Below are 25,946 nucleotides of genomic sequence, written 5' to 3'. Positions count from 1 at the left end.
GGTTGGGGGCGGGACCGCTTGATTCGGGCGGCGGGTGGACTCTGCACGATTGCACCCGCAGGCGTTCTCCCGCCGCCCCGCCGGCGCGGCAACTTCGACGGGGCGCGCGCCGTCGAGCGCGTCCCGTCGCAGCAACCACAAAGCCTGCATCCCCGCCAGAGCCCGCCGTGCGATAATGGACAGCGCATAAGCGCACATACACCTTCAATCACACAAGGCGCCCATGGCTATTTCTTCTTCGAACAAAACATCTTCCGCCCGCATGGGCGATCCCGATAAGACCGGGGATCTGTCCGCCGCTGCTGCGGCAGCGGCCCCGTCCAAACCGCATAAGCGTTCAGCCCGCGGTAGCGATGTGGTCAAGCGCGAGAAGCAGGAGCGCCGCGCCGCTCGCAAACAGGCCGCGACCGCTTCGCACTCCACGCGTAAGTCGGTTGCCGGCGCTCCGGTTGCGAGTGGCTCCCCGCGCGCGAAAGGCGGCAAGGCACCGCGCCCGGCCCAACAGGATCTCATGCGCTACGCTTCGGATAACGCGGTGGTGCGGTGGTTCTACGCCCTGACCACCGGTCCGCGCCGCTATCTCTTTTATGGCGCTGTGGTCGCGCTGGTGTTGGTGGGGATTTACGGCCCGGTGAAGGATTTCTACATCGCGCGCCGCACGGTGATGATCCTCGAGGAGCAAACCGCGATTCGCAAGGAGTACAACGAGACTCTCGGTGACGAGGTGGGCAGCCTCATGTCCCAGGAGGGTATCGAGGACACGGCGCGCAAAGACTTGGGCATGGTGATGCCCGGCGAGCAGATCATCACCGTCGAGGGTTTGGACAGCGAGGGCAATCCGGTTGTGGTCGATCCGAGCAAGCCCGCCGAGGAGGGCGAGGGCGCTTCGGACGAGGCATCTGCCGAGGACCCCGCCAAAGTCGACTCCGATAAGGATTCCCAGCCGCTGAAGGGTGCCGACGCCGCGAACAAGGACAAGACCGGGTCGAGCGCCGCCGCGGCCGACCCTTCGAAAAAGCCGATGACCTCTGCGGAAGTCGAGGCCGCCGAGCGTGCCGTGTTGGAGAACTCCCCTTGGTATTGGAAGGTGCTCGACGTGCTTTTCGGGTTTGACGGCGCGAAAGGCATGGCCGTGGTCTCGACGGGGGAGAAGGAGTGAGCACGGTGAAGATCGCCGCTATCGACTTGGGAACGGTGTCCTCTCGTTTGCTGTGCGCCGAGATGAGCAACGGTCAAATCACGGCATCGATCAAGCGCACCGTCATTACCGACCTGGGCGAGCGGGTGGACGCTACCGGCGTCTTTGCCCCCGCCGCGATCGACCGCGTTACGCAGGCCTGCGCCGAATTCGTCCGCAAGGCGCGAGAATTCGGTGCTCAACACGTGTGCTGCACGCTGACGAGTGCTGCCCGCGATGTGTCCAATGGCAATGATCTGCTGGATCGCTTGCGAGATCTCGGGCTTGTTCCGCAGGTCATTCCTGGCGAGGTTGAGGCTCGCTTGACGTTTTACGGCGTCGCGCACGACTTTGCAAACGAGCGCATTGCCGTAGCCGATTCCGGCGGCGGGTCGACGGAGCTGGTGGTTGGGCGCGCATGCGATGGGGGCCTGGAGCTCGATTGCACCGAGTCGCTCAACATCGGATGCCGTCGTGTGACGGAGCGCTTCTTCTCAAGTGTTCCGCCGAGTGCCGACGAGGTGGATAAGGCCGCGGCATGGGCGCGCGCGCAGTTCGAGCCCTATTGGGCGGGACTTGCCAACCGCCCGGAGCGGCTTGTCGCCGTGGGCGGCACCGTGACCACGCTTGTTGCGATGGTCCACGAGCTCGCGGTGTACGACTCGCATTTCGTGCATCTGCGAGATTTGACGATCGAGCAGGTCGAGGACGGTATCGACCGGATGAGAAGCCTCACCGTTGAGCAAATTGCGCAGCTTCCGGGCATCCAGGCCAAGCGCGCGCCGGTGATCTTGGCGGGTGCGATCGTAGTGCGCGAGCTCATGCGCGCCGGCGGGTACGGCCGCCTGACGGTGAGTGAGAACAGCCTGCTTGCAGGTGCGGCGGCAACGATTTACGAGGCGGCCATGAGCGGTCGCACCGTCATCGGTTGGATCCCCGAGCTATCCAGTTGGTAAACAAGTAAGCCCTCCGTAGCCGGAGGGCTTTTTCATCCTGGTAGAGGCGGTGGGACTCGAACCCACAATCCCGAAGGCCGAAGATTTTAAGTCTCCTGCGTATGCCAATTCCGCCACGCCTCCATAGGGGAGAAGTGTACCATGCGCGGGTGCCGCCTGCTGCCCTGTTCGCACTCGCTCAGAATGTGGCCACGTTCATGGAGGCATTCCTGGCAATCGATGCGCTCGCGTGGCCCGCCGGTGCGGTTGGGGTCGTATCGAAGCGCCTGGTGAGAAAAAATGAAAAAAGTTCTTGCCCGTCCCCGTGTCTTTCACTATTATTGGAAGTCACGCGGGCGTGGCGGAATTGGCAGACGCGTATGGTTCAGGTCCATATGGGGGCAACCCCGTGAAGGTTCAAGTCCTTTCGCCCGCACCACTGATTGAGAGAGCCCCAGCAATGGGGCTTTTTTCATGCCCTGATTCGATGCTCGATGCGCGCGGTGCTCGGTACGCACGCAGCGCTCGATGCGCACGCCCATTCAGCGATGTTAGCTGTTGGGGGGCGCTGGAGGGCATTGCGTCCCATCCCGTGCGTGTCCGAGTGTGTGTCCGATTTGGGCGTCACTGTTGCCCTGCGGTCCTCGTTTTTCCGCAAATGAATAAAAATCAAAGTTTCGCCACGCACAATGAATAAGTTTTTGCGAATGACGGAAATCGCTTCGTGCGTTTTCGGCGTTATGGTCAAAATACCCTGATTGTGCGCTGAATTTCGCTTCCAGAGTTGGTCGGAAGCCGGAAAGGGAGGGCAATGGTCTGCCGAGGGGGCCATATTGCCGAACGCTTGCGTGACAATTGGGCAAAATGCCAGGATTCGGACGAATCCATTTTTATGCACGGCTTCGATGCCCCTCTTTTCGGCGCACTATTAGGGTATTTTGACCACTTCCGGGAAAACGAATAAAAACAAACCCCCTATTGGACGGCATTTGCTGCTCGAGGGCCCGCGCACCTGCCATGTACGCCTTGGTGTCTGCCATGTGCGCCCTTGCGTCTGCCGTGTACGCATTGTTGGGTGCGACGTATTTTCACGGGCAATTAATCGGGAGCTGGTAATCGGCAGAGTAGAATACGGGACGTTGGCCCGTGTTGGCGTTTGGCCGGGCCTCCTTGGATGTAAGCGCCTTCGATTTGGGAATGTCCTGCATGATCGAGCTTCTTAAGCGATTCTATAGGCCCTTTCGCCTCGAGTGCATCCTCGGGCCCCTCAGCAAACTGATCGAGGTCGTGTTCGACCTGACCACCCCTCTCGTGGTGATGCGGATAATCGACCGTGGGGTGGGCGGCCGCAGCGTGGAAATCGTGCTTGCATACGGTGGTTTGCTTGTGCTCATGGCGTGCGCGGGTTTTGTTTTTACGCTTGTCTGCCAAAAAATGGCGTCTCGTGCTTCGCAGGGCATGGGAACCGACATGCGAAACGCCTTGTTCGAGCGCGTTAATGCCCTGTCCTATGCCGAGATCGACCGTTTCGGTACGCCATCGCTCATCACCCGTATCACCAACGATGTCAATCAGGTTCAGCTTGCCATCGCTTTGGGCGTGCGTCAGCTCACGCGCTGGCCGCTGCTTTCGGTGGGCTCGATGATCGCCGCGATGGCCATCGATGCGAAGCTGAGCATCATCTTCTTTATCTCAATGCCACTCATCGGCGGTATTTTCTGGTTCGTGATGGCCCGCTGCGTCCCGTATTTCAAGCGCATGCAGCAAAAGCTCGATCGCATCGGCTTGCTTACGCGCGAGGGTCTGTCGGGCGCTCGCGTGGTGCGCGCATTTGTACGGGAGGACCACGAGCGTGAGCGCTTCCGTCATGCGGCGGATGATCAGGCAGATATTGCCATCGCCGTTGGAAAGCTCTCCTGCGTGCTCAACCCCGCGACGTTTCTCGTGATGAATCTCGCCGTCTGCGCGATTCTGTGGGTGGGAGGTCTGCAGGTGAATGTCGGCGCTCTCACGCAGGGCGAGGTGATGGCGTTCGTCAACTACATGACGCAGACTTTGCTGTCGATCGTCTATGTTGCCAACTTGGTAGTGGTATTCACCAAGGCGGGCGCGAGCGCCGGGCGCATCCTGGAGGTGCTCGATTGCGAGCCGGGAATTCGTTCGGGGGCCGATGCGGCGACCGAGCCGGATGAGCATGCGGAATTCGCCATCGCCTTGCGCGATGCCTGCTTTGCGTATCCCGGGAGCACGGTGAACGCCGTCGACCATGTGACACTCGAATTGCCTCGGGGCGGGACGCTTGGGATCATTGGGGGCACCGGCTCGGGCAAATCAACACTCGTGAGTCTCGTTCCGCGTCTTCACGAAGTGACGGGTGGCTCTGTCGAGGTGCTCGGACGTGATGTACGGGCCTGGGACCTTGATGCGCTTCGTCGTCAGGTGGGTTTTGTGCCGCAGAAAGCCGAGTTGGTGAGCGGGACGATACGCTCGAATCTGACGTGGCGCGATCTTTCCGCCACGGCCGCCGACCTGTGGTCCGCACTTGAGACGGCGCAGGCACGCGAGTTTGTGGCCGCGCTTCCCTTGGGGCTCGACGCACCGGTTGAGGCGGGCGGCAAGAATTTCTCAGGCGGGCAGCGGCAGCGTCTGACCATCGCCCGCGCGCTAGTGGGCAGCCCTCGGATCATCGTCATGGATGATTCGGCTTCGGCGCTCGACTTCAAGACCGATGCCTCCCTACGTACGGCGATTAGGGGGCTCACGTGCGCGAAGGGCGCGCAGGGTGGGGACCCGACCACGGTGATCGTGAGTCAGCGCGTGTCCTCGGTGCGCGACGCCGACCTCATCTGCGTGATGCGGCATGGCTCGGCCGTGGGCGTGGGCACGCATGAAGAGCTGCTGAGCAGCTGCGATATCTACCGCGAAATCTGCGCATCCCAACTTGGGGCAGGGGAGGGGGCGACGTCTCATGCCTAATCCGTACGCATCCACGGCCGGCGCGGCTACCATCACCGCCGCAGTTGCCGGCAACGAGAGCCTGAATGAGCTAAAGGGACCGTCCGGCCCCGATCGCGACCCGGTCTCGGGCACAAGGATGTCGGCGGCTCAGGTCACGCGCCGCTTGCTGACCTATGTTCGTCCGCACCGAATGACGCTGGTCGCCGCGTTTGCAAGCTCGGCGGCGAGCGTGGTGCTGCAACTCTACACGCCGATTCTCATCGGCCGCGGCATCGACATGATTCTGGGTACGGGCCGGGTTGATTTTGTCGCGCTCGCCCCGCTGTTGATCGAGCTCGCGACGGTGGTTGTTGCGGGCGCCTTGCTGCAGTGGTTGCAGGGCGTGTGCGTGAATCGCGTGTCTTATGTCACCGTGCGCGACCTGCGCGTCGAGGCTAACGACAAGCTCACGCGAGTTCCGTTGTCGCTCGTGGATTTGCATGCCCATGGCGACCTCATTTCACGCGTGGTCAATGATGTCGACCAGGTGGGTGACGGTCTGCTCCAGGGGTTGAACCAGCTCTTCAGCGGCGTGGTGACCGTGCTTACGACCCTTGTCTTCATGGTCGTGACTTCGCTGCCCATGGCGCTCGTGGTGGTGCTCGCAACTCCGTTTTCCATGCTCGCGGCCAGTGCCATGGCGCGCTTGTCGGGCAAGAGCTTCACTGCGCAGATGCGCATCCAGGGCGGGCTTTCGGCGTATATCGAGGAGTATGTCGGAGCGCAGCGGCTGGTGAGCGCGTTTGCGTACGGTGACCGGGCATGTGAGGGGTTCTCGGCAATCAATGGCGAGCTCTATGCGGCGGGCGAGCGCGCGCAGTTTTTAAGCTCGCTCTCCAATCCGGGAACCCGCTTTGTAAACAACATCATCTACGCCGCAGTGGCCGTGGCGGGATTCGTCGGCGTGATTACCGGGTTCCCCGCCCCGCTTACTGTGGGCGAGGTCCAAATCTTCCTGTCTTATGCGAACCAGTACACCAAGCCGTTCAACGAGATCTCGGCGGTGGTGACGCAGATTCAGGGCGCATATGCCTCGGCGCACCGCGTTTTCACGCTCCTCGATGCCGTTGAGGACGTGCCGGATGCGGAAGATGCGGTCGAGTTGGACGTGCATGCGGCAGGCCCGGCTGTTGCGGCGGGCGATGTCGTGTTTGACCATGTTGATTTTTCTTACGTCGAAGAGCGTCCCGTGCTGCGAGACATCTGCCTGCACGCGCGCCCTGGCATGCGTATGGCGCTTGTGGGCCCCACTGGGTGCGGCAAGACGACTCTCATCAATTTGCTCCTGCGCTTTTACGACGTGGGCGCGGGCGAGATTCGCATCGATGGGGTGCCCATCGAGTCGTGCACCCGCGAGAGTCTGCGTCGGTCGTTCGGCATGGTGCTGCAGGACAGCTGGCTGTTCGAGGGCACCGTGCACGACAACATAGCCTACGGCCGTCCGAGCGCCACGCGCGAAGAAGTTGAGCGGGCCGCCTGTCGTGCTCATGCCGACGCGTTCGTGCGCGCTCTGCCCCATGGCTACGACACGGTGCTTCCCGAGGATGGCGGCTCCCTGTCGCAAGGTCAGCGCCAGCTGCTGTGCATCGCTCGCGTCATGCTTGCCGATCCGACGATTCTGCTGCTCGATGAGGCTACGAGCTCCATCGATACGCGGACCGAGCTCCAGGTCCAAGCCGCGTTCGATGAGCTTATGAAGGGCCGTACGAGCTTTGTGGTCGCGCATCGCCTGAGCACGATCCGAAACGCCGATTGCATCTTGGTCATGCGCGATGGTCGCATCGTCGAGAGCGGCACGCATGACGAGCTTCTCGCTGCGGGAGGGTTCTACGCCACGCTTTACAGCAGCCAATTCGCTCAATAGTTGCAATCTGTACCTGTCCCCAAGTGGGCCACCAAGTGGGCCCCCACGTGAGGCCCGTTGCACTGCCTTGCGACCGTTTGGCCGAATACTTACCGAGCCTTAACGTGGCGTGCCGTATCATTACGATACTTGCTTAAAGCAGCGTTAGGAACCGACGGGAAGGGCCGCTGGCATGGCACTCAAATACACCAAGATGGAGCGCAACTGGGTCATGTACGACGTGGGCAATTCCGCCCTCGTCCTGCTGAACACCGCTGTCGTGCCCATCTACTTCAACGCCATCAACACCGGCGCGCACCCGGCGGAGCTGGTGACCGCCTGGGCCAATGCCCAGACGGTCGCCTCTCTTGTGGTGGCCCTGCTCATGCCCATCCTGGGTTCGCTGGCCGATTATGCGGGCAATAAGATCAAGTTCTTCACGGGCTTTTTCTTCACCGGTGTCATCTTGTGCATGGTCGAGGCAATCCCCATGGGGGCGCTGCCGTTCTTGGTAGTGTATGTGCTGTGCACCATCGGCCTCAACTCGTCGATGACGTTCTACGACGCCATGCTCACCGACGTCACCACCGATGAACGCATGGACGCGGTGTCGAGCTCCGGTTTTGCCTGGGGCTACGTTGGCTCTACCATACCGTTCATGGCATGCATCGCCCTGATCTTCGCCGGCCCGGGTATGCTCGGCCTGGACACCCTCACCTGCACGCGCATCTGCTTCATCATCACCGCCTTGTGGTGGCTCGCCTTCACCGTTCCGCTGCTGCGCACGTATCAGCAGCGCTTTGGCAAGGAGCGCGACGAGAGCGTGAGCGGCGTGGTCCACAACATCAAGAACACGTTCAAGGGCCTGGCCGACACCATGCGCAGCATCATGCACGACCGCGTGTTGCTCGTCTTCATGGTCGCGTTCTTCTTCTACATCGACGGCGTCCACACGGTCATCTCCATGGCTACCAGCTACGGAGCCGCCCTTGGCATCGACTCCACCCAGCTCGTACTGGCGCTTCTCGTCACGCAGTTCGTGGCCTTCCCCTCGGCGATCATCTACGGAAAGCTCGCCGGCCGCGTGGGCACCTTGCGCATGATCATCGTCGCGGTGGCGGCCTATGTGGGCATCGTGCTGTTTGCCGCCTTCTTCCTCAAGTCCGCTGCGGAGTTTTGGATCTTGGCCGTCCTGGTGGGCATGTTCCAGGGTGGCGTCCAGGCGCTTTCTCGCAGCTACTTCGGTCGTCTCATCCCCAAAGAGCGCTCCAACGAGTATTACGGCTTCTTTGATATTTTCGGACGTTACGCATCTGTCATGGGTACTCTGCTAGTATCTGTCGTGACCTCGCTCACGCATGATCCTTCTTTAGGAGTGCTTTCCATCGGGATCTTGCTGGTAGTGGGTTTGGTCATGCTAGTAAAGCTCTCCCGCATGCAGGAGGCGCGCGTCTAAGCGCTTGCCTGTGCCCCGCGCCGTCCGGTGCGGGGGATGACATCGGTCACCTTTGCGGAGGGCTTTGCGAGCAACAGCAAAGCCCTCCGATTCTTTGAAGGTGATGAAGAACATGGAACAGAACAGCAAGAACACCCCTTCCGTCATGACGGGTGAGGCCCCCGTGCGCTCGCGTGACACGCATTACATCGCGCGCGTGGGCATGATCGCGGCCGTGTACGCCGCCGCCACGCTTGTCACAGTGATGTTTTTGGGCAGTCTCGCCTGGGGCCCCATCCAGTTCCGCGTGAGCGAAGCCCTGTGCGTCTTGGCCCTGTTCACGCCTGCGGCCGTTCCGGGGCTTACCCTGGGCTGCGCCATCGCCAATATCGCCAACATCGCCCTGTCCGGTACGGGCATGCTCGGCATGCTCGACGTGGCGTTCGGCTCCCTCGCCACATTCGTTGGCGCGTCCATCACCTGGAAGCTGCGCCGTCGTCCGGCGATCGCGCTCATGGGCCCGGTGCTGGCCAACGCCCTCATCGTTCCGGCGTATCTTCCTCTGTTGCTGCAGGGGATCGGCTTTTACACCATTCCCTTCACGTCCATCTCGCTAGATGGTACCTATCCGCTTATGTATCTCTTCGGGTTGGTGACCACGGGGCTGGGTGAAGCGGTTATCATGTATCTGTTGGGGTATCCGCTTGCCCGTTCGCTGGCAAAAACGCCGCTCATCAAGCGTGAACTCGCGCAAACGGGTACAAACAGGTAATAGCTGCGGGAGTTCGCTCGCACCGCGCGCCGTGAATCGGCGCGCGATTACAGGCGCTTCCGCTCGAGATGTTAGCCGAGGGGAGGGCGCATGAATCCAACCATCGTGATACCGAGCTATTGGGCGGGCGATTCCGCCGATCTCGAATCGCCGGGGGCGTATGATCACGCTTCCGAGGTGGGCTCCGCGCGCCCCGAGCTCGATCGCTGCCTGGCCTCCCTCGAGCAGGTCAGGAACATCGGCCGCATCATCGTGCTGCTCGTCTGCCCCCAGCAGCTCACGGAGCGCATCGCCGAGCGCGTCCATGGAATCATCGAGGACCATCCCTCGCTCGAGGTGACGCTCGTCACCAACCGCGAGGCCTCGGTCATCATGGACCGTGTCGCCGCGATCGCGCCCAAGGTGCGTGGCGAGGGCGTGTCCCTGCGCGGCTACGGCGCCATTCGCAACATGGGCTTGGTCTGCGCCGCTATTCTCGGCCATGACGCCGTGGTGTTCTTGGACGACGACGAAGTGGTGCTCGCCCCCGATTTCTTGGAGAAGGCCCTGTACGGCCTGGGGCATGAGACGCGCCAGCGCCTGCCCATCCTCGCCAAGAGCGGCTACTTTTACAACGAGGCTGGCTCGCCCCTGGCCGACACCACGAAGAAGAACGGTCTCACCAATCGCTGGTGGACCAAGCGCATCGAGTTCAACCGTTGGATGGAGCGTGCTCTTTCGGGCACGCGCATCTCGCGTTCGAATTACGTGTGCGGCGGTTGCTTTGCCGTGCACGCGCGGGCGTTTCGCCGCGTGTCCTTCGATCCGTTCATCACTCGCGGTGAGGACCTGGACTTCCTGTTCAACATGCGCCTCGCCGGTATGGACGTGTGGTTCGACAACGCCTGGGTGGTCAAGCATCTGCCGCCCCACCAGGCCGAGTACGCGCCGCGTTTCATGCAAAACGTGTACCGCTGGTACTACGAGCGCGCCAAGCTCGCCAGCGCCGCGCGCCGACCCGACATCACATCGGTCACGGCCGCCTCGCTCATGCCTTATCCGGGCCCGTGGATCTCGGATGGGCTGGACGACCGCGTGCGCAAGACCGCGCTGGTCCGCGCCCTGTTCACCCGCGAGCATCGTGGATATTGGCGCGTCTATCGCCATGGGATAGACGAGGCGCGCGAGCATGCGCGCGAGCATCAAGATGATTATCTGCGCTTTGTGAGCTTCTGGCCGAGTATCGTGGCCGGTCTCGCGGGCGACGAGGGGCTGCGTGCCCTGTTGGAGCGTTAATGAACAAGCAAGATATGCGGGCGAGCGCCCGAATCGCCGCCGATGCGCGCGGCCTGGCCCCTGTCGATGCGCTTCCCGCCATACGCCTGTTGAGCGCGATGGCGATTTTCGCGTTGGTCTGCCTGTTCGGCCACGCCATCCTCACGGGCGTCGAATCGATCACGACCCTCGCGGCGCTCACGCTGCTCGTGATCTTGGTCCTCGCGTTCATCTATGCGTTCCTCACGCCTGACACGTTGCGCTCCCAGTACACCGAGCAGACGCTCGCCGTCGCGTCCGAGATGCTCGAGGACATCACCTGTGGCCTCACGCCCGAGAGCGCCGAGCAGATCTGCCGCCGCCTGCTGCCGCATACCCGTGCGATGACCATCGCCGTCACCGACCGCGAGGTCGTCCTCGCTTGCGTGGGCGAGCTCTCTGAGGATTTTCCGGCGGGATCGTCCATTCACACCCCCGCCACGCGCTATGTCATCGATCACGGCATCGCCCAGTCCTTCACCAACGTGATGGACGTGCGCGGCGAGCGGGGACGCCGCCGCCACATTCCGGCGGGCATCATCGCGCCGCTCATGGTGCGCGGGCAGGCGGTGGGAACGCTTAAGTTCTATTTCCGCTCCCCGCGCCATGTCAACCGCACCCAGTATGCATTGGCATCGGGTTTTGCCGAGCTGCTCTCCACCCAGCTCACGGTGCACGAGCTCGAGCGCCAGTCCGAGCTCACCGCCCGCGCCGAGATCCGCGCGCTGCAAGCCCAGATCAACCCGCATTTCCTGTTCAACACGCTGAACACCATCGCGGCGCTCACCCGTACCGAGCCCCTGCGGGCTCGCGAGCTCCTGCGCGAGTTCTCCCAGTTCTACCGCGCCACGCTCGAGAACTCCGGCCAGCTCATTCCCGTCAAGCGAGAGATCGCCCAGACGTTGCGCTACCTGAAGTTCGAGAAGGCTCGCTTTGGTGAGGACCGTATCGTCGTGACCACCAATGTGGACGAGGACGCGGAGGACATGCAGATTCCCGCGTTCGTCATCCAGCCGCTGGTGGAGAACGCCGTGCGCCATGCCATGCCCGACGAGGGGCCGCTCGGCATCTCCATCACCGTTGCCATGGCGGGGAATCGCGCGGTGTCCATCGAGGTCGCCGACGACGGCGTGGGCATGGACGAGCAGACCGCCATGCGCCTGTTCGACCAATCGGTGACACCTCCCGACCCTAATGCACCCCAGGGCGGTGGCGCGGGCGTTGCCATGCACAACATATCTGAGCGCATCAAGCGCTTCTACGGGCCCAAGTCGCGCACGAGCGTCGAGTCCGAGCCCGGACATGGAACCGCCGTTCGCCTGCATCTCGATCTTGAGGGTAGTATGTACGACGAGGGGTAGAATGGGTACGAGACCGTACGGACGGCGCCTGTGCCGGGTCCCATTTGTAGGAATGAAAGGTAATCGATTTATATGCTACGTGCGATGATCGTCGATGACGAGGCCCCTGCGCGCTCTGAGCTGCGTTTCCTCTTGGAGCAGACGGGCAAGATCGGCTCCATCACCGAGGCGTCGAGCGTCCGCTCCGCCATCGAGATGCTCATGGGGACGAGGGTCGACGTCGTGTTCCTGGATATCTCGATGCCCGGAGCGTCGGGTCTGCAGCTTGCCGAGGCCCTCTATAAGCTCAAGAATCCGCCTGCGATTGTATTCGTGACCGCCTACAGCGACCATGCGGTCGAGGCGTTCGACGTGGATGCGGTCGACTATCTCATGAAGCCGGTCGAGGAGGCCCGTTTGGACCGCGCGATCGAGAAGGTCATCGCTCGCGCCAAGCCGGTGCCGGTCGAGCCTGTGGCCAAGCCAACCAACATCGAGCGTATCCCGGTGGAAAAGGGCGGTCGCAAGGTTCTCATCCCGGTCGATCAGATCCGCTTCATCATGGCCAAGGACGATTACTCCTGCATCTTCACGGAGGACGATCGCTATCTGTCCACCACCTCGCTCGCGCAGTTCGAGTCCAAGCTGGGCGAGTTCGGCTTCTTCCGCGTGCATCGCCGATATATCGTGAACCTTGTCAACGTCGAAGATGTCGAGACCGTGCCTTCCGGCGCCATCCAGCTCGGCGTGAGCGGCGTAGATGAGCGTATCCCCGTGAGCCGTCGCCGTGTGGTTCCGCTCAAGAAGGCGTTGAATCTGTAATGGCGCGCCGCATCGACATCGTCTCGGATACGCACGGCTATCTCGCACCGGAGCTCAAGCGTGAGATTGACGGGTGCGATCTGTTGATCCATGCAGGGGATATCACATCGGAGTCCAATTGGGCCGAGCTTGAGGTGAGCGTGCCTGCCATTCGCGGCGTGCTCGGCAACAATGATGGCTTTTACGCGTACGGCCCCGAGGTCGTTCGTTTGAACGAGTTCACGTACGAGGGCCTGCGTTTCGCGGTATCGCACTTCCGCGAGCGGCTGCCTTTGGGTGACGTCGACGTGGCCGTGTGCGGTCACACGCACCGCGCCATGATCGAGCGTCTTGATGGGTGCTTGGTGATCAATCCGGGATCGGCTTCATTGCCGCGCGGCATGCGCGGGCCCACCATCGCGCGTTTGATGGCGGAGGCGGGCCGAGTTCTCTCGGTCGAGATCATCGATTTATAGGGAGGGGCTGCGCATGTGCGCGGCCCTTTTTTCTTAGATGGGCGATGGGTTTAGAGAAAAAGTTTTACGCTCATCGGCGCGAAGAAGCCTGTTTAAGGCGAGTTTTATCGCATCTGACCTGCGGTTTTATATCCATTGGGCAACGGGAAAATTTTTTTGAAAAAAGTTCTTGCGTCCATCGTTGTTCTCTGTGTATACTAATCCCCGCAGCAAGGAGCACAAGCGAATTGCCTGCCTGGGGAGTTAGCTCAGTTTGGTTAGAGCGCCGGCCTGTCACGTCGGAGGTCGCGGGTTCGAGCCCCGTACTTCCCGCCATCGCAATTAAAGCCTCGTCGTCTGACGGGGCTTTTTGCGTTAGATTTAAGTCTTAAAGTATATGAGTTCCCAAAAGGACGTCTTTCGTCAAACGTTGTATAGTTGATGAAAAAAACTGATATAAATTGATAGGGGGTCTTCTCGGGGCGCCCGTGTTCATACTGATTGTGTTTTAACCTGCGGTCGAGTGGCGTGAAGCCCAGCAAGGAGTTTATTGAGATGGATATCTCCCGCAAAACCGATTACGCCCTCCGAATGCTGGCGATGCTTGCCGAAGGTAACAAGAGCCTTCTGTCGGTCCGTACCGCCGCCGAGGCGGTGGATGTCCCGTATTCTTTCGCTCGCTCGATTCAGCACGGTCTGGTTCAGGCCGGCATCGTGGAGAGCTTGCGTGGCGTGCGCGGCGGTATGCGCTTGCGCCTCAAGCCGTCCGAGATCACCATTCGACAGATCGTCGAGGCTGTGCAGGGCCCGCTCGTCATGAACGACTGCACTGCCGAGGAGGGCATGTGCCCGCGTATGGAGTGCTGCTGCTATCACCCCATCTGGGCCGGTGCTCAGGAGTTGCTGCGCGACTACCTTGATTCTGTGACGCTTGACGATGTCGTCAATCACCGTCAATATCCCGCTGTTGACGTTAAATTCACCGACCGCGACCGCTTTGTCGAATACGCGTCGTGTGGGAAGGTGTGCGGCAAGTAAGCTGCTCGCCCTTAAGGAGCACGCATGGACATGAACCCCTTCCGTACGCTTGTGAGGACGGAAGGGGTTCGTCTGTATCGCGACCTTCCGTGGCGCCGCACGCGCGATCCGTATGAGATATGGCTGTCCGAGGTCATGTTGCAACAAACGCAGGTGGCGCGCGTGGAGACCCGTTGGGTCGAATGGCTGGACCGGTTCCCGAGCGTGTTCGCCCTCGCCGAAGCCGGTACAGCCGAGGTGTTGGCAGCGTGGCAGGGCATGGGTTACAACCGCCGTGCGTTGGCGCTCAAGGCGGCGGCCGAGCAAATCGCGTTCGATTACGACGGCGTCTTCCCCACTGAAGTGAAGGAGCTCGTCGCCCTGCCCGGCATCGGACCTGCGACGGCGCAGGGGATTCGGGCGTTCGCCTTCGATCTGCCCGGGGTGTACCTCGAGACGAACGTGAGGACCGTGGTACTGCACCATCTCTTTCCCGACGTGCCGTCTGTGCCCGACAAGGAGCTTGTTCCCATCGTCGAGGCAACCTGCCCGGCGGGGCTGGATTCGTTCGAAACATCGATCGACGTCGATGGCGGGTTCCTGGGTGCTTACGCCGTTCCTCAGGACGAAGACGATACGCCCCGTTCTTGGTATTACGCGATGCTCGATTACGGTGCGTACCTCAAAAAGACCGTTCCCAACCCCTCTCGACGCGCTAAGGCGTATACGCGCCAGTCGAAGTTCGAGGGGTCCCGTCGTCAGAAACGCGCTGAGATCGTGCGCATGCTTCTCGCGGCGGGCGAACTCGGGGAGGGGATGGATGCCCCGTCCGTGCACGCGGCGCTTTGCGCCTCCGAGCGCGATGCAGGCCGAGCTCCGGTGGAGCGTGAGCTGGTCGAGTCCATCCTCTCGGATCTGGAACGCGAGGGGTTCTGCTGTGAAAACGAAGGGGTTTGGCGCATCGCCTGATTGAGGCATCGTGGAATTGGGGTACAACTATCTCATTGGGACGGTTTCTCGATAGGGGCCGGCCCATCATCGGGTCGTGGATGTGGTGCAGCCGCGGCGCCGTGCCTGTGTTGCACCACCGAGGGAGGAACTCATGGATTTCGAGCAGTCGCAGACCAAGAAGAACCTCGAGGCCGCATTCGCCGGCGAGTCTCAGGCGCATACCAAGTATCGTTACTACTCCTCCAAGGCTAAGAAGGAGGGTTTCGTTCAGATTTCCAACATCTTCATGGAGACGGCCCTGAACGAGGCCGAGCACGCCAAGCTGTGGTTCAAGGAGCTGCACGGCGGCGATATCCCGAGTACGCTGGAGAACCTGCGCGACGCGGCGGCGGGCGAGAACTACGAGTGGACCACCATGTACGATGAGTTCGCCAAGACCGCCGAGGAAGAGGGCTTTACGGCCATCGCCGCCAAGTTCCGCGGCGTCGGCGCCGTTGAGAAGGCCCATGAGGAGCGCTACAACAAGCTTGCCGAGCGCGTTGAGAAGGGCGAGGTCTTTGCTCGCGAGGGCGTGAAGGTCTGGAAGTGCCTGAACTGCGGCCATCTGCATGTTGGTCCCACTGCGCCGGAGCTGTGCCCCGTATGCGCTCATCCGCAGGCCTATTTTGAGGAGCAGGTCGTCAACTACTAGGATCGGCGCCTCGCGTATTGCAAGTGAAGAGAGCCCCCGTGATCGAGCGATCGCGGGGGCTTATTCGTGATAGGCGATTTCGCGGTGCGAAAAACATATTTCCCACCAAGGTACTAGGGTAAAATAAGCGGGTACTATACACGCAGCATAAAAGGAGTGCGCCATGGCCATGATCGACCAGCGCCCCCGCGAGGCCCATCTCGCAACTACCCGCTATGTGAATACCTCCCGCACTGCGACGAGTGCGATCAGGGCGGCCGCCGTAGCCGCCGGTATCGTCACGGCATCGGTGGCGGTTCCCATGGCGACGCCGCCCATCGCTGCCCACGCGGCGCCGGCGAGCGCGGCTCAGTCGCTTGCGAGCCTGGATGGACAGATCCGCAAGCTCGGTAGTGCGCGCGATCTTGCGGCCCGTGCCGCCGAGGGCGCGTTGGATGAGGCCGCGGAGCGTCTACTTTTACAGCGGGAGCTCGTCAACCGCGCGGGCGAGCAGAAGCTCCGCGAGTTTTGCGAGAAGGATGCGGCCAATGCCGAGCTCGTCGACTGGCTGATGGGCGATCTTTCCGCGTTGCGTCATTACATCCTGGGCGGCAAGGTTCATACAAATAGGCGGAACGCTGTGGCGCTTCCGGCTGACTACATCCAGTCCCTCGGTATTTTGCGCGATTTGCGTAAGGCCTATGGTGGGGATCTGACTGGTGCCGACGCCGACGTCTTCCTGCGCATGATGATCGCCGCCTCGCTCGACGTCTCGGGTCGCGCGCGCCTGTGGACGGGCGACCCGGGTTTCGTATCTGATCCGCTCGTGCGCTACAACATGATCAAGGTCTTTCGCGCGGACAGCCGATATCGCTTCCAGAAGGAGCTCTTCGACGGACTGCCGGTCGAAACCATGCGCTATGTGTTCGAGAACCAGATCCCAGACGAGGAGCTCGCCTGGCTGGCCAACTACTCGCTGCATCGCTATCCCAACGCCGAGCATGAGGACAGTCGCCTGAATGCGTATTCGTATGTGTGGTACAAGGGCGATTTCACCAACAATGGCGGGTACAGCTACGCCGATTTTTACGACGATGCGAAGTTCACCGGCCCTGTGACCGAGATCAAGTCCTCCACCGGAACGGATGGCGGTGCTCTTACGACGTGGCAAGGCGGTTGGCAGGAGAAGTATCGCCTCGCCTACGATGATCCGAACTTCCCTAATCAGAAGCCGACCGATCCCTATCACATCGGCTGTGGCGAAACTTCAAAGGTCCCCGGTGCCACGCAGGAAAAGACGAGGTACCACCGCCTGTGGATGGCGTTTGAGAAGGGCGGCGTGTGCGGTGCCCTTGCAAAGACGTTCGCAAATCTCAACGGCATGGTGGGTGTCCCCTCATTCGTGGTGGGACAGCCCGGCCATGCGGCGACGCTCACGTACGAGCTGCGTCGGGACGCGTCGGGCAAGATGGTGCCCACGTATCGCGTCCAAAATGACGTGTCGGGTTTTGGGCGGAGCCGGAACGCCGACGTCGCGCACTGGATGGGCGACTGGGGCCGTACCTCCACCTATGATTTCCGCGGCGGTTACGCCCTGTACGCCCAGGAGGCGCTGGCGGATGCGGAGACGTATCGTCGCAGCTACGAGGCGCGCCTGGTAGCCCTGAGCTTTGACGGCGACGCCGCCGCCCAGGAAGAGGCGATGAATGCGGCGCGGGCTGCGCAGGCCATCAACTACGATGCCATTTGCGGGCAGATCGACCTTATGGTGAAGCGCGGCGCTGCGGCCGAGGAATGGGCGGCATTCGCCTCCGGGCTCGCGGAGGACTTGAAGTTCCATCCGCTGCCGATGCACGACCTCATCAAGGAGATCAACCGTCGCACCGAAAACAAGTACCTGGTGGCACTGGACGCGATTCGCATGGATGCGCTGCAAAAAGCCACGCAGGTGACAAAGGAGGAGACCGTCAACCGCGATGCATGCGTGAGCATCGCCCATGCTCTCATGGGTCGCTCCGATGGCGCGGTGGCGCTGTTCTCCTATGATGGCGAGCATGGCGGAAAGATCCGCCTGGGCGAACACCTGCGCGGCGGCGTTGCTTGGAAGTACAGCTTGGACGGAGGCTCCTCCTGGACGCAGCTGACCGCCGGCGAAACCGAGGTCCAGCTCACGGGTGATCAGCTCGAGTCGATCACGGCCGAGAACGACATCAAGATCCAGCTCATTGGCGCGAATGTGGTCAACTCCATCGATATTTCCAAGCGCGAGCTCGGACGCATCATGATCGAGGGCAACGATCGCGCCAACCGCATCTACTTCCAGGACGGCAAGGTCGTCGAGGGGCTGCAGATGCGTGTTGACGGCGGAACGTGGGAGCCTTTTGATATCGGGCGCACGTACAAGGGAAATCGCACGGTCGAGGTGCGCCGTCCCGCAACGGGAATGTCGGCGGCTTCCGAGGCTGTGACGTTCCCCTTCACCGCGGGCGAGCGCGATGCGAGTTTCGTGCCGTACGAGGAGATGGCCGTGAACTCGTATTCGTCTTCGCGTGACGGCGCGGCGATGGCGAACCGTGTCATCGACGGATATTACGGCCCGGGCAACGAGTTTTGGATTACGAATGCGGAGAGCGGTCCCGACGCATGGATCGTGATCGATTTGGGTCATGAGCGCGAGATCAGTTCGCTCACCTACTGGAGGCCGAAGGGCATCAACACCAACGGCATTCCCCGTTGGGGCAAAAACATGAGGGTGACGGTCTCGGCGGCCCCCGATACGGGCCTGCCGACGGGCGAGCCGGTCGATGCGGCGCAATTCACCGAGGTCGAGGGCTACAGCTGGAGGGGGGGCACGGATACGAGGCCGTCCGAATGGAGCGATGAGAGACTGAGCGCGGAGTTTGCGTTCAAGAACGGTCCGGTGCGCGGTCGCTACTTCAAGATTCATCTGACGGACATCTACTTCAGCGTGACGCTTTTTGATTTTTACGAGGTCCATGAGCCGGGTCTGGAGGCCGAGCCGCTGCGCTTCAAGCCGATGGAGGTCGGTCAGCCTGTGGAGGCCCTGCCCATCGAGCTGGTCAACACGAGCAAGGCCGAGGTGACCATCGAGTCCGTCACCGTTGATTCCGATGCGTTTGTCGTGACAAAGGGGAATTCCGCGGTGGCTCCCGAGGGGACCGATTCGAGCTGGAAGATTTCTCCGGCTGCGGGCATCGCGGCCGGCACGCATGAGGCCGTGGCGACGGTGACGTACCGTGCGGCGGGTTCGAGCGCTGAGGTGCGCCAGCTCAACGTCCCGCTTGCGGTGACGGTCTCGCCAGCGAACGTGCAGGTGGCGATTTCGGTCGAGAAGATCGGCGGGGATTCGCTGCGCTTGAGCGCGACGGTTTCGGGCGTTGAGGGGCTGGAGCATCGGATTGAGTACGCGCTGTGCGATTCGCCCAATCCGCCCATGGAGGCTCCGGTGCTTCTGGGGGACGAGCCTTCGGTTCAGGGCAACCCGCTCAACACGTGGACAGCCGACCCGGTGTTCACGAGCCTGATGCCGGGCGAGAAATACTATGCCTTTGCGCGTGTGAAGGGTCTGCCCGGCCTCGACGCGGTGACATCGGATGAGGTCCAGATCGATTTGGGCCCCGCCGAGCCTGGCCCCGAGCTTCCTGGTCCCGATGGCGGCAATGGCAACGGTGGCGATAGCGGCAACGGTGGTGACAACGGCGGCGGTGACCATGGCAATGGCAACGGCGGTGACAGCGGCAACGGCAACAGCAACGGTGGCGATGGGTCCGACGGCAGCGGCGGCGCTCCCGACGGCTCCGAGAAGCCTCAGCGGCCCGAAGGCGAGCAGTCTCAGCCGGATGCCGAGCTCGATACACCGGAGGAAACGCCCGGCGCGAGCGGTAAGCCTGCCAACGGTAAGCCCGTCAGCGGTTTGCCCTCGACGGGCGATGCTTCAATGCCGATGGCCCTGGGGGCTTTGGCGCTTGGCCTGAGCACGGCGTTTGCCGGCTTGATGCAAAGGCTTCGCCGGTCCTAGGTGATTGATCGGGCTGTTGCGGTGACACCGTACGGGTGATAGGTGAGCGCGGTCGGCGAACGGGTCTTGACTCCGGACGCCGGCCGCGCAATGCTAAGAGCTCCGATCCATGTGCGTCCTTCCCAAGGAGGAGGGCTTTGCATGGACCTTTTTATTGAGCAGCGGAAATCTATTGGATCCCAAGCGGCTTGTACCGTTTTGGACGATTCGCCTCACTCTGTCGCTTATGAAGAGTATCAGGCTGAGCTGGCCTTCGACCGCAGGCGAGTTCGCAGGCGCCGGGTGTTGGCCGTGCTTCGGACCCTTGTACTCATCTTGGCCGTGCCCGTCCTTCTGGTGGCGGTGTTCATCGCCTCCTACGCGCTGACGTTCGTGTTGAGTGGGGCTAGCCCCGAGGAAGTCGTGGAAGCGCTTGCCGACTGCTTTAAGATGGTTTGGGAGAATGTCAGGTCGGTCGGCGCCTCGTGGGGCATTTGGCCGTTTGAGTGAGGGCAATGGCATGGGCATGGAACTGGTTGCGGCGTTGGCTTCCGTTGCGGCTGCGGTGTGCGCGGCCACGGCGATTGCGATGCAAGTACGCGCACATCGTGAGCTCGAGCGCAGCCGTGCGCGCATGGATGAGGCGAGCGAGCAGATGGCGCGCGCAAATGAAGCGCTCGTCTCCGTCCAATCTGTGCTTTCCCAGGTGCTCACGACGATGCAGGCGACGCTCAACCAGGCGGCCAGCACCTCGATCATCGAGCAGCAGCATTTCGACTCGCAGGTGCGTGCGATCGACCAGGTGAGTTCCAAGGCCGATGAGGCGCGTCGTGAAATCGCCCAGAATCTCGAGCAGAATCGCGGGGCGGTGGAGCAGCGCCTAGACAAGGTCCGCGAGACCGTCGACGTGCAGCTCAGCGCTATTCGTCGGGATAACGAGCTCAAGCTCGAGGCAATCAGGGCCACGGTGGATGAGAAACTCGCCACCACCCTCAACGACCGCCTCGGGGCTTCGTTCAAACAAGTGAGCAGCCAGCTCGAGGCGGTGTATCGCGGTCTTGGCGACATGCAGAACATCGCCTCGGGGGTGGGCGATCTCAAGCGCGTGCTCTCGAATGTGAAAACGCGCGGTATCTTGGGCGAAGTCCAGCTCGGTGCGATCTTGCGGGACATACTGACGGCGGACCAATACGCCGAGAACGTGGCCACGAAGCCGGGCAGTGCGGAGCGCGTGGAGTTTGCGGTCAAGCTGCCCGTCGAGGGCGGCGATCCCATTTGGCTGCCCATCGACTCCAAGTTCCCCGGGGACACCTACGAGCATTTGCGCGACGCCATCGAGGCGGGCGATGCGGAAGGGGTGGCGGCGGCGCGCCGAGCCCTCGAGCAGGTGATCAAAGCCGAGGCCAAAGATATCTCCTCCAAGTATCTGAGCGTTCCAGAGACCACGAACTTCGCAATCATGTTCTTGCCGTTCGAGGGGCTATATGCCGAGGTGGTGGACCGTCCCGGCCTTATCGAATGCTTGCAGCGCGATTATCAGGTGAACATCGCGGGCCCTTCGACCATGGCGGTCATCTTGAACAGTCTGCAGATGAGCTATCAGACCTTTGCCTTCCAGCGCAGAGCGGATGAGATCCAAAGGGTCTTGAGTGCCGTGAAAGCTGAGTTTCCCAAATACCAGGCGGAGTTGCGCCGCGCACTTCGGCAGATCGAAACGGCGGGCAAAACCGTCGACGGCATCATCAACACCCGCACGAATGTGATTGAGCGCAAGCTCAAGAGCGTCACCGCGATGGAGGATGGCGCCCTGGCGGCCGAGTTGCTCGAGATCTCGGATGTATCCAGCGATGTAGCGGACGACGAAGAGTAAGCAAGGAGCGTGCACGAATCATGCCACGTGAGACGAATGCGGCCAAGCGCGAGCGCGCGATCGAGACATGTCGTAGGCTCAACGAGCGCTATGGCCCGGTTGAGTGCTTCCTGGACCATGAAACGCCGTTCAGATTGGTCATCGCCGTCCTGCTCTCTGCACAGACGACGGATGCCCAGGTCAATAAGGTGACGCCCGAGTTGTTTCGCCGTTGGCCCACGCCAGAGCAGATGGCCGGGGCGACATACGAGGAGCTTTCCGACGTCATCAAGTCGCTCGGCTTTTACAAGACCAAGGCCAAGCACTGCATCGCGTGCGCGCAGATGATCGTGGCCGATTACGGCGGTGTGGTTCCCAACGAGATGAAGGAGCTCGTCAAGCTTCCGGGTGTGGGGCGCAAGACGGCTAATATCGTTTTGAACGTCGGTTACGGAATCGTTGATGGCATTGCGGTGGATACCCATGTGAACCGCATCGCCCATCGTCTCAAGCTCTCGCCCAAGACCCATGAGAAGGAGCCGCTCAAAACCGAGCAGGACTTGCTCAAGATCTTGCCGCGTGAGTACTGGAATGACGTGAATCACCAGTGGATCATGCTGGGACGCGAGATCTGCGACGCCCGCAAGCCCCTGTGCGGCGAGTGCCCGCTGGCCGACATCTGCCCAAGTGCCAAACTGGGATAGTCCATTGAGATTTGTTGAGAGGCACCCTTCATGCTTATTCACCGCATAGCCGCGCAGCTCTACACCGCGGAAGCGCTTCAGGACATCGAGGCGGCCCTCGCCGCTGGTGAGGACGCCACGCTTGCGATTTCCCAATCCGGCCGCACCCTTGCGGTCGCGGCGCAGTTTGCCCGCACCCCGCGCCCCACGGTGTATATCGTTTCGGGCGAGGAGGCGGCAGATCGGGCGGCCCGTTCGCTCGCGGCGTATGTGGGCGTGGAGCACGTGGCTCGTTTTCCCGAGCGCAAGGATTATCCCTGGAAAAGCAACGAGCCGGACGATGCGGTGGTCGCCGCTCGTTGTGCCGCCATGTCGCGTGTTGCCCAGGGCGAATCGTGCATCATGGTCGCCTCGGCGCGTTCGCTGCTGCGCTGCGTCCCGCCGCTCGAGAGCCGTTATTGGCAATCGACCGTCTTTTCGGTGGGGGAGGAGATTCCGTTCGAGCAGGTTCCTGCACGCCTGGTGGGCATGGGGTACACGCGCGCCGACGCAGCCGATGCCCCCGGCCTCTTCCGCGTGCAGGGCGATACCGTCGAAATCTGGGCCGCCCAATCCACGGCCCCGGTGCGTATCGAGTTCTTCGGCGATGAGATCGACCGCATCCGCCTCATGGTGGCGTCGACCGGCCAGACGATCGGCGATGAGGAGTCGGTCGAGATAAGTCCCGTTCGCGAGCTCGCCCTCACCGATGACGCGGTGAAACGCATCTCGGAGGCGCTTTATCTTCCCGCGCAGAATGACACGGAGCTTGCGGCGCTGCTCGAGCTCGTGCAGGCGCGCGTGGTTACACCTGAGCTCGAGCGGTTCTTGCCGCTGATGTACGGGGGCACGGTGAGCCCGCTCGCGCACGTGCACCGCGATGCGCTCGTGATCCTTTCCGAGCCGCGGTCGTTGTTCGACGATTGCGCGCGTGCGTACGAGGATCTTGAGCGCCGTGCCGCCGATGCGAAGGTCGCGCGTTTGGACGGCCTCTACGTTCGCCCCCAGGAACTTGATTTCGGACGGCAGCAGCGCCTGAATTACGTGAGCCTCATCCGTGCCGGCGGCCAGGTCACGGCCGAGCTCAAGATCGAGCAGCCGGCGTTGGCGGGCTCCGACAACCGATTCGTCAGTCGCATCCAGGAGGTGGTGAACAACCGCTATGCCTGCGTGTTCGCCATCCCCGATCGCGGGGCGCGCGAGTCGATGGAGCTCTCGTTCACCGATATCTCCGTCCCGTTCGAGGAGTCGCTGCAGGCAGCGCCGGAAAACGTGGGCCATGTGGGATCGGACGTGACCGTCTTCCTGCTCAAGCGAGATGTCGATGCGCTCAACGCACGCGGCCTCGAGGAGGGCTCCGTGGCCGTGCCCACCATCACGCGCGGTCGCGTGACTTTTGTCGACATCCCCATTCCGTCCGGCGTGGTGGTACCTTCGGCTCATTTGGCTGTGTTCAGTCTGGCCGACCTCAATTCGCGCATGGACGGCAAGCGCGGACGCCCACGTCGTCGCGTGGACATCACCGAGGTGACGTTCCCGTTCAAGCCTGGTGACTACGTGGTTCACGCCACGCACGGTATCGCATTGTTCTCCGAGATCGTTCGCCAGGAGGTGGGCGGCAAGGAGCGCGATTATTTCATGCTGGAGTATGCGGGCGGCGACAAGCTGTACGTGCCGCTCGAGCAGGTCGACCGCATCACGCGCTACGTCGGTCCCGACGGCGACAACCCGCGTCTCACGCGTCTCAACACCGCCGACTGGAGCCGCGCCACCACCAAGGCCCGTAAAAGCGCTAAAAAACTCGCGTTCGACCTGGTCGATCTGTATACGCGCCGCAGCTCCATCACGGGCTTCGCCTTTGGGCCGGACAGCGCGAGCCAGATCGAGATGGAGGAGAGCTTTCCGTACGACGAGACGCGCGACCAGCTCGATGCCATTGCCGACATCAAGTCCGATATGGAGTCGACCAAGCCCATGGATCGCCTGCTTTGCGGCGACGTGGGTTTTGGAAAGACCGAAGTCGCCCTTCGTGCCGCGTTCAAGTGTGTCGACGGTGGGCGTCAGGTCATGGTCCTGTGCCCCACGACGATTCTCGCCCAGCAGCATTACGAGACATTCTTCGAGCGCTTTGCGCCCTTTGGCGTGGAGGTCGAAGTGCTTTCTCGCTTTCGCACACCCGCGCAGCAGCGCCGCGCGTTGGCTGCGTTTGCCGAGGGTAAGGTCGACGTGCTCATCGGCACACATCGCCTGCTCTCGGCCGATGTGAACCCGCACGAGCTCGGCCTGGTCATCATCGACGAGGAGCAGCGTTTCGGCGTCCAACACAAGGAGCAGCTCAAAAACATGCGTGAGCAGATCGACGTGCTCACGCTTTCTGCGACGCCCATCCCACGCACCATGCAGATGGCCATGAGCGGGGTGCGCGACATGAGTCTCATCACCACGCCGCCTACCGGGCGCCGCCCGGTTGCTGTGCATGTGGGTGAGTACGACCCGGATGTGGTGAGCGCGGCCATTCGTTTGGAGATTGGGCGTGGCGGCCAGGTCTACTACGTGTCCAACCGCGTGAAGACCATCGACGACGCCGTCGAGCGCGTGCTCGAGGCGGCGCCGGAGGCGCGTATCGGCGTGGCGCACGGTAAGATGAGCCCGCGCGAGGTCGAGGATGTGATGGTGCAGTTCGCCACCAAGAAGATCGACGTGCTCATCGCCACCACCATCGTGGAGAGCGGAATCGACAACTCGAGCGCGAACACCCTCATCATCGAGGACTCGCAGCGCTTGGGCTTGGCGCAGCTCTATCAGCTCAAGGGCCGTGTCGGTCGTTCGGCAACCCAGGCGTACGCGTACTTCATGTTCCCGGGCGAGCTTCCGCTCACCGAGGAGGCCACGGCGCGCCTCACCGCTCTCTCCGAGTTCCAGGACCTGGGCAGCGGTATGCGCATCGCCATGCGAGACTTGGAGATTCGCGGTGCGGGTTCGCTCGTCGGCGCCGAGCAGCACGGCAATCTTTCGAGTGTGGGCTTCGACCTGTTCACGCAGATGCTTGGGGCTGCCGTGGCCGAGGCGCGCGGCGAGGGCGGTGCGGACGTGGAGCAGTCATGCGTTGCCATCAACCTGCCAGCCGACTTTTTCCTGGCAGAGGAGTACGTTCCGACGGTCGACCGTCGCGTGCTGGTGTACCGAAAGCTCGCTGCCGCGGACATGCTCGAGCAGGTGGACGCGCTGCAGCTGGAGTGCGAGGAGACATTCGGGGCGCTGCCCGAGGCCGCGCAGAACCTGTTCGACCGTACGCGCATCCGCATTCGCGCCGACAGGCTCGGGCTCGAGAGCGTTTCGCTCATCGCGGGCAAGCTCACGTACCAGGGTGTCGACGTGCCCAAGGACGTTACGTTCGAGCTGCGCACCAAGCTGGGGGCCATCGCATTTCCCAAGACGCGTAAGTTCACGGTCCCGTACAAGGTCGGGGTGGGCAATGGCAGCGGTATTGGTCGCGGCATCAACGCAGATGTCTCCAACGGCGGCATCGGGCCCGTTCAGGCGGCGCTTGAGATCCTCATCCAGCTCGGCCCCTCGGGAGACGACGACTAGCGCCTCGTTCGGAGATGCGTCTCACTTGGGGACAGGCACCAATTGAGACGTGATCGAGGTGTGCGTGCAATGTCGAAAAA

18 protein-coding genes and 3 tRNA genes are annotated in these 25,946 nt (G+C 62.1%); 20 read left to right on the top strand and 1 reads right to left on the bottom strand.

Features of this window, described 5'->3' with window-relative positions; translation table 11 throughout:
• Positions 1–223: 223 nt before the first annotated feature.
• Complete coding sequence (locus COLINT_RS05050; RefSeq protein ID WP_233418344.1) at positions 224–1,159, top strand: FtsB family cell division protein; 936 nt, start codon at positions 224–226, stop codon at positions 1,157–1,159.
• The gene (locus COLINT_RS05045; RefSeq protein ID WP_006723328.1) at positions 1,156–2,133 is read left to right on the top strand and encodes a Ppx/GppA phosphatase family protein; all 978 of its coding nucleotides are present in this window, start codon (positions 1,156–1,158) and stop codon (positions 2,131–2,133) included. The genes COLINT_RS05050 and COLINT_RS05045 overlap by 4 nt, the downstream gene beginning before the upstream one ends.
• Positions 2,134–2,171: 38 nt before the next feature.
• On the opposite strand, the gene COLINT_RS05040 is transcribed toward COLINT_RS05045, so the two are convergent.
• Positions 2,172–2,256: transfer RNA gene (locus COLINT_RS05040), tRNA-Leu, on the bottom strand.
• 208 nt (positions 2,257–2,464) lie between these two features.
• Between COLINT_RS05040 and COLINT_RS05035 the strand changes: the two genes are divergently transcribed.
• From COLINT_RS05035 to mfd, 18 genes are all read left to right on the top strand, one after another.
• Positions 2,465–2,551, top strand: a tRNA-Leu gene (locus COLINT_RS05035).
• A 767-nt stretch (positions 2,552–3,318) separates the two neighbouring features.
• Positions 3,319–5,088: an ABC transporter ATP-binding protein gene (locus COLINT_RS05030; RefSeq protein WP_039910373.1), complete on the top strand. Its 1,770-nt coding sequence runs from the start codon at positions 3,319–3,321 to the stop codon at positions 5,086–5,088.
• Entirely contained in the window at positions 5,081–6,973 is a 1,893-nt protein-coding gene (locus tag COLINT_RS05025) for an ABC transporter ATP-binding protein (protein WP_006723324.1), read from the top strand. Before COLINT_RS05030 ends, COLINT_RS05025 begins: the two co-directional genes overlap by 8 nt.
• Before the next feature lie 172 nt (positions 6,974–7,145).
• Positions 7,146–8,408: an MFS transporter gene (locus tag COLINT_RS05020; protein WP_006723323.1), complete on the top strand. Its 1,263-nt coding sequence runs from the start codon at positions 7,146–7,148 to the stop codon at positions 8,406–8,408.
• Positions 8,409–8,553: 145 nt separating this feature from the next.
• Complete coding sequence (locus tag COLINT_RS05015) at positions 8,554–9,159, top strand: QueT transporter family protein (RefSeq protein ID WP_039910616.1); 606 nt, start codon at positions 8,554–8,556, stop codon at positions 9,157–9,159.
• 90 nt (positions 9,160–9,249) lie between these two features.
• Complete coding sequence (locus COLINT_RS05010) at positions 9,250–10,434, top strand: glycosyltransferase (RefSeq protein WP_006723321.1); 1,185 nt, start codon at positions 9,250–9,252, stop codon at positions 10,432–10,434.
• Entirely contained in the window at positions 10,434–11,813 is a 1,380-nt protein-coding gene (locus tag COLINT_RS05005) for a histidine kinase (RefSeq protein WP_006723320.1), read from the top strand. The genes COLINT_RS05010 and COLINT_RS05005 overlap by 1 nt, the downstream gene beginning before the upstream one ends.
• A gap of 72 nt (positions 11,814–11,885) precedes the next feature.
• The gene (locus COLINT_RS05000) at positions 11,886–12,614 is read left to right on the top strand and encodes a LytR/AlgR family response regulator transcription factor (protein ID WP_006723319.1); all 729 of its coding nucleotides are present in this window, start codon (positions 11,886–11,888) and stop codon (positions 12,612–12,614) included.
• Positions 12,614–13,069, top strand: coding sequence for a metallophosphoesterase (locus tag COLINT_RS04995; RefSeq protein WP_006723318.1), 456 nt, complete (start codon positions 12,614–12,616; stop codon positions 13,067–13,069). Before COLINT_RS05000 ends, COLINT_RS04995 begins: the two co-directional genes overlap by 1 nt.
• A gap of 237 nt (positions 13,070–13,306) precedes the next feature.
• Positions 13,307–13,384 (top strand) — tRNA-Asp (locus tag COLINT_RS04990).
• Positions 13,385–13,603: 219 nt separating this feature from the next.
• On the top strand, positions 13,604–14,086 hold the full coding sequence (locus COLINT_RS04985) for an RrF2 family transcriptional regulator (RefSeq protein ID WP_039910372.1): 483 nt from the start codon (positions 13,604–13,606) through the stop codon (positions 14,084–14,086).
• A 24-nt stretch (positions 14,087–14,110) separates the two neighbouring features.
• Entirely contained in the window at positions 14,111–15,034 is a 924-nt protein-coding gene (locus tag COLINT_RS04980; RefSeq protein WP_006723315.1) for an HhH-GPD family protein, read from the top strand.
• Positions 15,035–15,167: 133 nt separating this feature from the next.
• On the top strand, positions 15,168–15,707 hold the full coding sequence (gene rbr / locus COLINT_RS04975) for a rubrerythrin (RefSeq protein WP_006723314.1): 540 nt from the start codon (positions 15,168–15,170) through the stop codon (positions 15,705–15,707).
• A gap of 163 nt (positions 15,708–15,870) precedes the next feature.
• On the top strand, positions 15,871–19,725 hold the full coding sequence (locus COLINT_RS04970) for a discoidin domain-containing protein (protein WP_006723313.1): 3,855 nt from the start codon (positions 15,871–15,873) through the stop codon (positions 19,723–19,725).
• Between the two features lie 141 nt (positions 19,726–19,866).
• A complete protein-coding gene (locus COLINT_RS08155; RefSeq protein ID WP_050750539.1) occupies positions 19,867–20,214 on the top strand; it encodes a hypothetical protein in 348 nt (115 codons plus the stop codon).
• Between the two features lie 10 nt (positions 20,215–20,224).
• Positions 20,225–21,574 (top strand): DNA recombination protein RmuC, encoded by a 1,350-nt coding sequence (locus tag COLINT_RS04960; protein ID WP_006723311.1) that lies wholly within the window; start codon positions 20,225–20,227, stop codon positions 21,572–21,574.
• Between the two features lie 20 nt (positions 21,575–21,594).
• Positions 21,595–22,257, top strand: coding sequence for an endonuclease III (gene nth / locus COLINT_RS04955; RefSeq protein WP_006723310.1), 663 nt, complete (start codon positions 21,595–21,597; stop codon positions 22,255–22,257).
• Between the two features lie 30 nt (positions 22,258–22,287).
• Positions 22,288–25,866: a transcription-repair coupling factor gene (gene mfd / locus COLINT_RS04950; protein ID WP_006723309.1), complete on the top strand. Its 3,579-nt coding sequence runs from the start codon at positions 22,288–22,290 to the stop codon at positions 25,864–25,866.
• The last annotated feature ends 80 nt before the right edge of the window (positions 25,867–25,946 follow it).

The sequence above is a fragment of the Collinsella intestinalis DSM 13280 genome (genome assembly GCF_000156175.1).
In the GTDB taxonomy this organism is placed as follows: Bacteria; Actinomycetota; Coriobacteriia; order Coriobacteriales; family Coriobacteriaceae; genus Collinsella; species Collinsella intestinalis.
Note: the sequence above shows the minus strand (reverse complement) of the source record. Positions and strands in the feature narration are given on the sequence as shown.

Excerpts from the sequence above, each read along its gene's own strand:
- mfd (WP_006723309.1), top strand. The coding sequence starts at position 22,288 with ATGCTTATTCACCGCATAGCCGCGCAGCTCTACACCGCGGAAGCGCTT.
- COLINT_RS05015 (WP_039910616.1), top strand. The coding sequence starts at position 8,554 with ATGACGGGTGAGGCCCCCGTGCGCTCGCGTGACACGCATTACATCGCG.
- COLINT_RS05010 (WP_006723321.1), top strand. The coding sequence starts at position 9,250 with ATGAATCCAACCATCGTGATACCGAGCTATTGGGCGGGCGATTCCGCC.
- COLINT_RS05005 (WP_006723320.1), top strand. The coding sequence starts at position 10,434 with ATGAACAAGCAAGATATGCGGGCGAGCGCCCGAATCGCCGCCGATGCG.
- COLINT_RS04995 (WP_006723318.1), top strand. The coding sequence starts at position 12,614 with ATGGCGCGCCGCATCGACATCGTCTCGGATACGCACGGCTATCTCGCA.
- COLINT_RS04985 (WP_039910372.1), top strand. The coding sequence starts at position 13,604 with ATGGATATCTCCCGCAAAACCGATTACGCCCTCCGAATGCTGGCGATG.
- COLINT_RS05000 (WP_006723319.1), top strand. The coding sequence starts at position 11,886 with ATGCTACGTGCGATGATCGTCGATGACGAGGCCCCTGCGCGCTCTGAG.
- COLINT_RS05025 (WP_006723324.1), top strand. The coding sequence starts at position 5,081 with ATGCCTAATCCGTACGCATCCACGGCCGGCGCGGCTACCATCACCGCC.
- COLINT_RS04960 (WP_006723311.1), top strand. The coding sequence starts at position 20,225 with ATGGGCATGGAACTGGTTGCGGCGTTGGCTTCCGTTGCGGCTGCGGTG.
- COLINT_RS04980 (WP_006723315.1), top strand. The coding sequence starts at position 14,111 with ATGGACATGAACCCCTTCCGTACGCTTGTGAGGACGGAAGGGGTTCGT.
- rbr (WP_006723314.1), top strand. The coding sequence starts at position 15,168 with ATGGATTTCGAGCAGTCGCAGACCAAGAAGAACCTCGAGGCCGCATTC.
- COLINT_RS08155 (WP_050750539.1), top strand. The coding sequence starts at position 19,867 with ATGGACCTTTTTATTGAGCAGCGGAAATCTATTGGATCCCAAGCGGCT.
- COLINT_RS05020 (WP_006723323.1), top strand. The coding sequence starts at position 7,146 with ATGGCACTCAAATACACCAAGATGGAGCGCAACTGGGTCATGTACGAC.
- COLINT_RS05050 (WP_233418344.1), top strand. The coding sequence starts at position 224 with ATGGCTATTTCTTCTTCGAACAAAACATCTTCCGCCCGCATGGGCGAT.
- COLINT_RS04970 (WP_006723313.1), top strand. The coding sequence starts at position 15,871 with ATGGCCATGATCGACCAGCGCCCCCGCGAGGCCCATCTCGCAACTACC.
- nth (WP_006723310.1), top strand. The coding sequence starts at position 21,595 with ATGCCACGTGAGACGAATGCGGCCAAGCGCGAGCGCGCGATCGAGACA.
- COLINT_RS05030 (WP_039910373.1), top strand. The coding sequence starts at position 3,319 with ATGATCGAGCTTCTTAAGCGATTCTATAGGCCCTTTCGCCTCGAGTGC.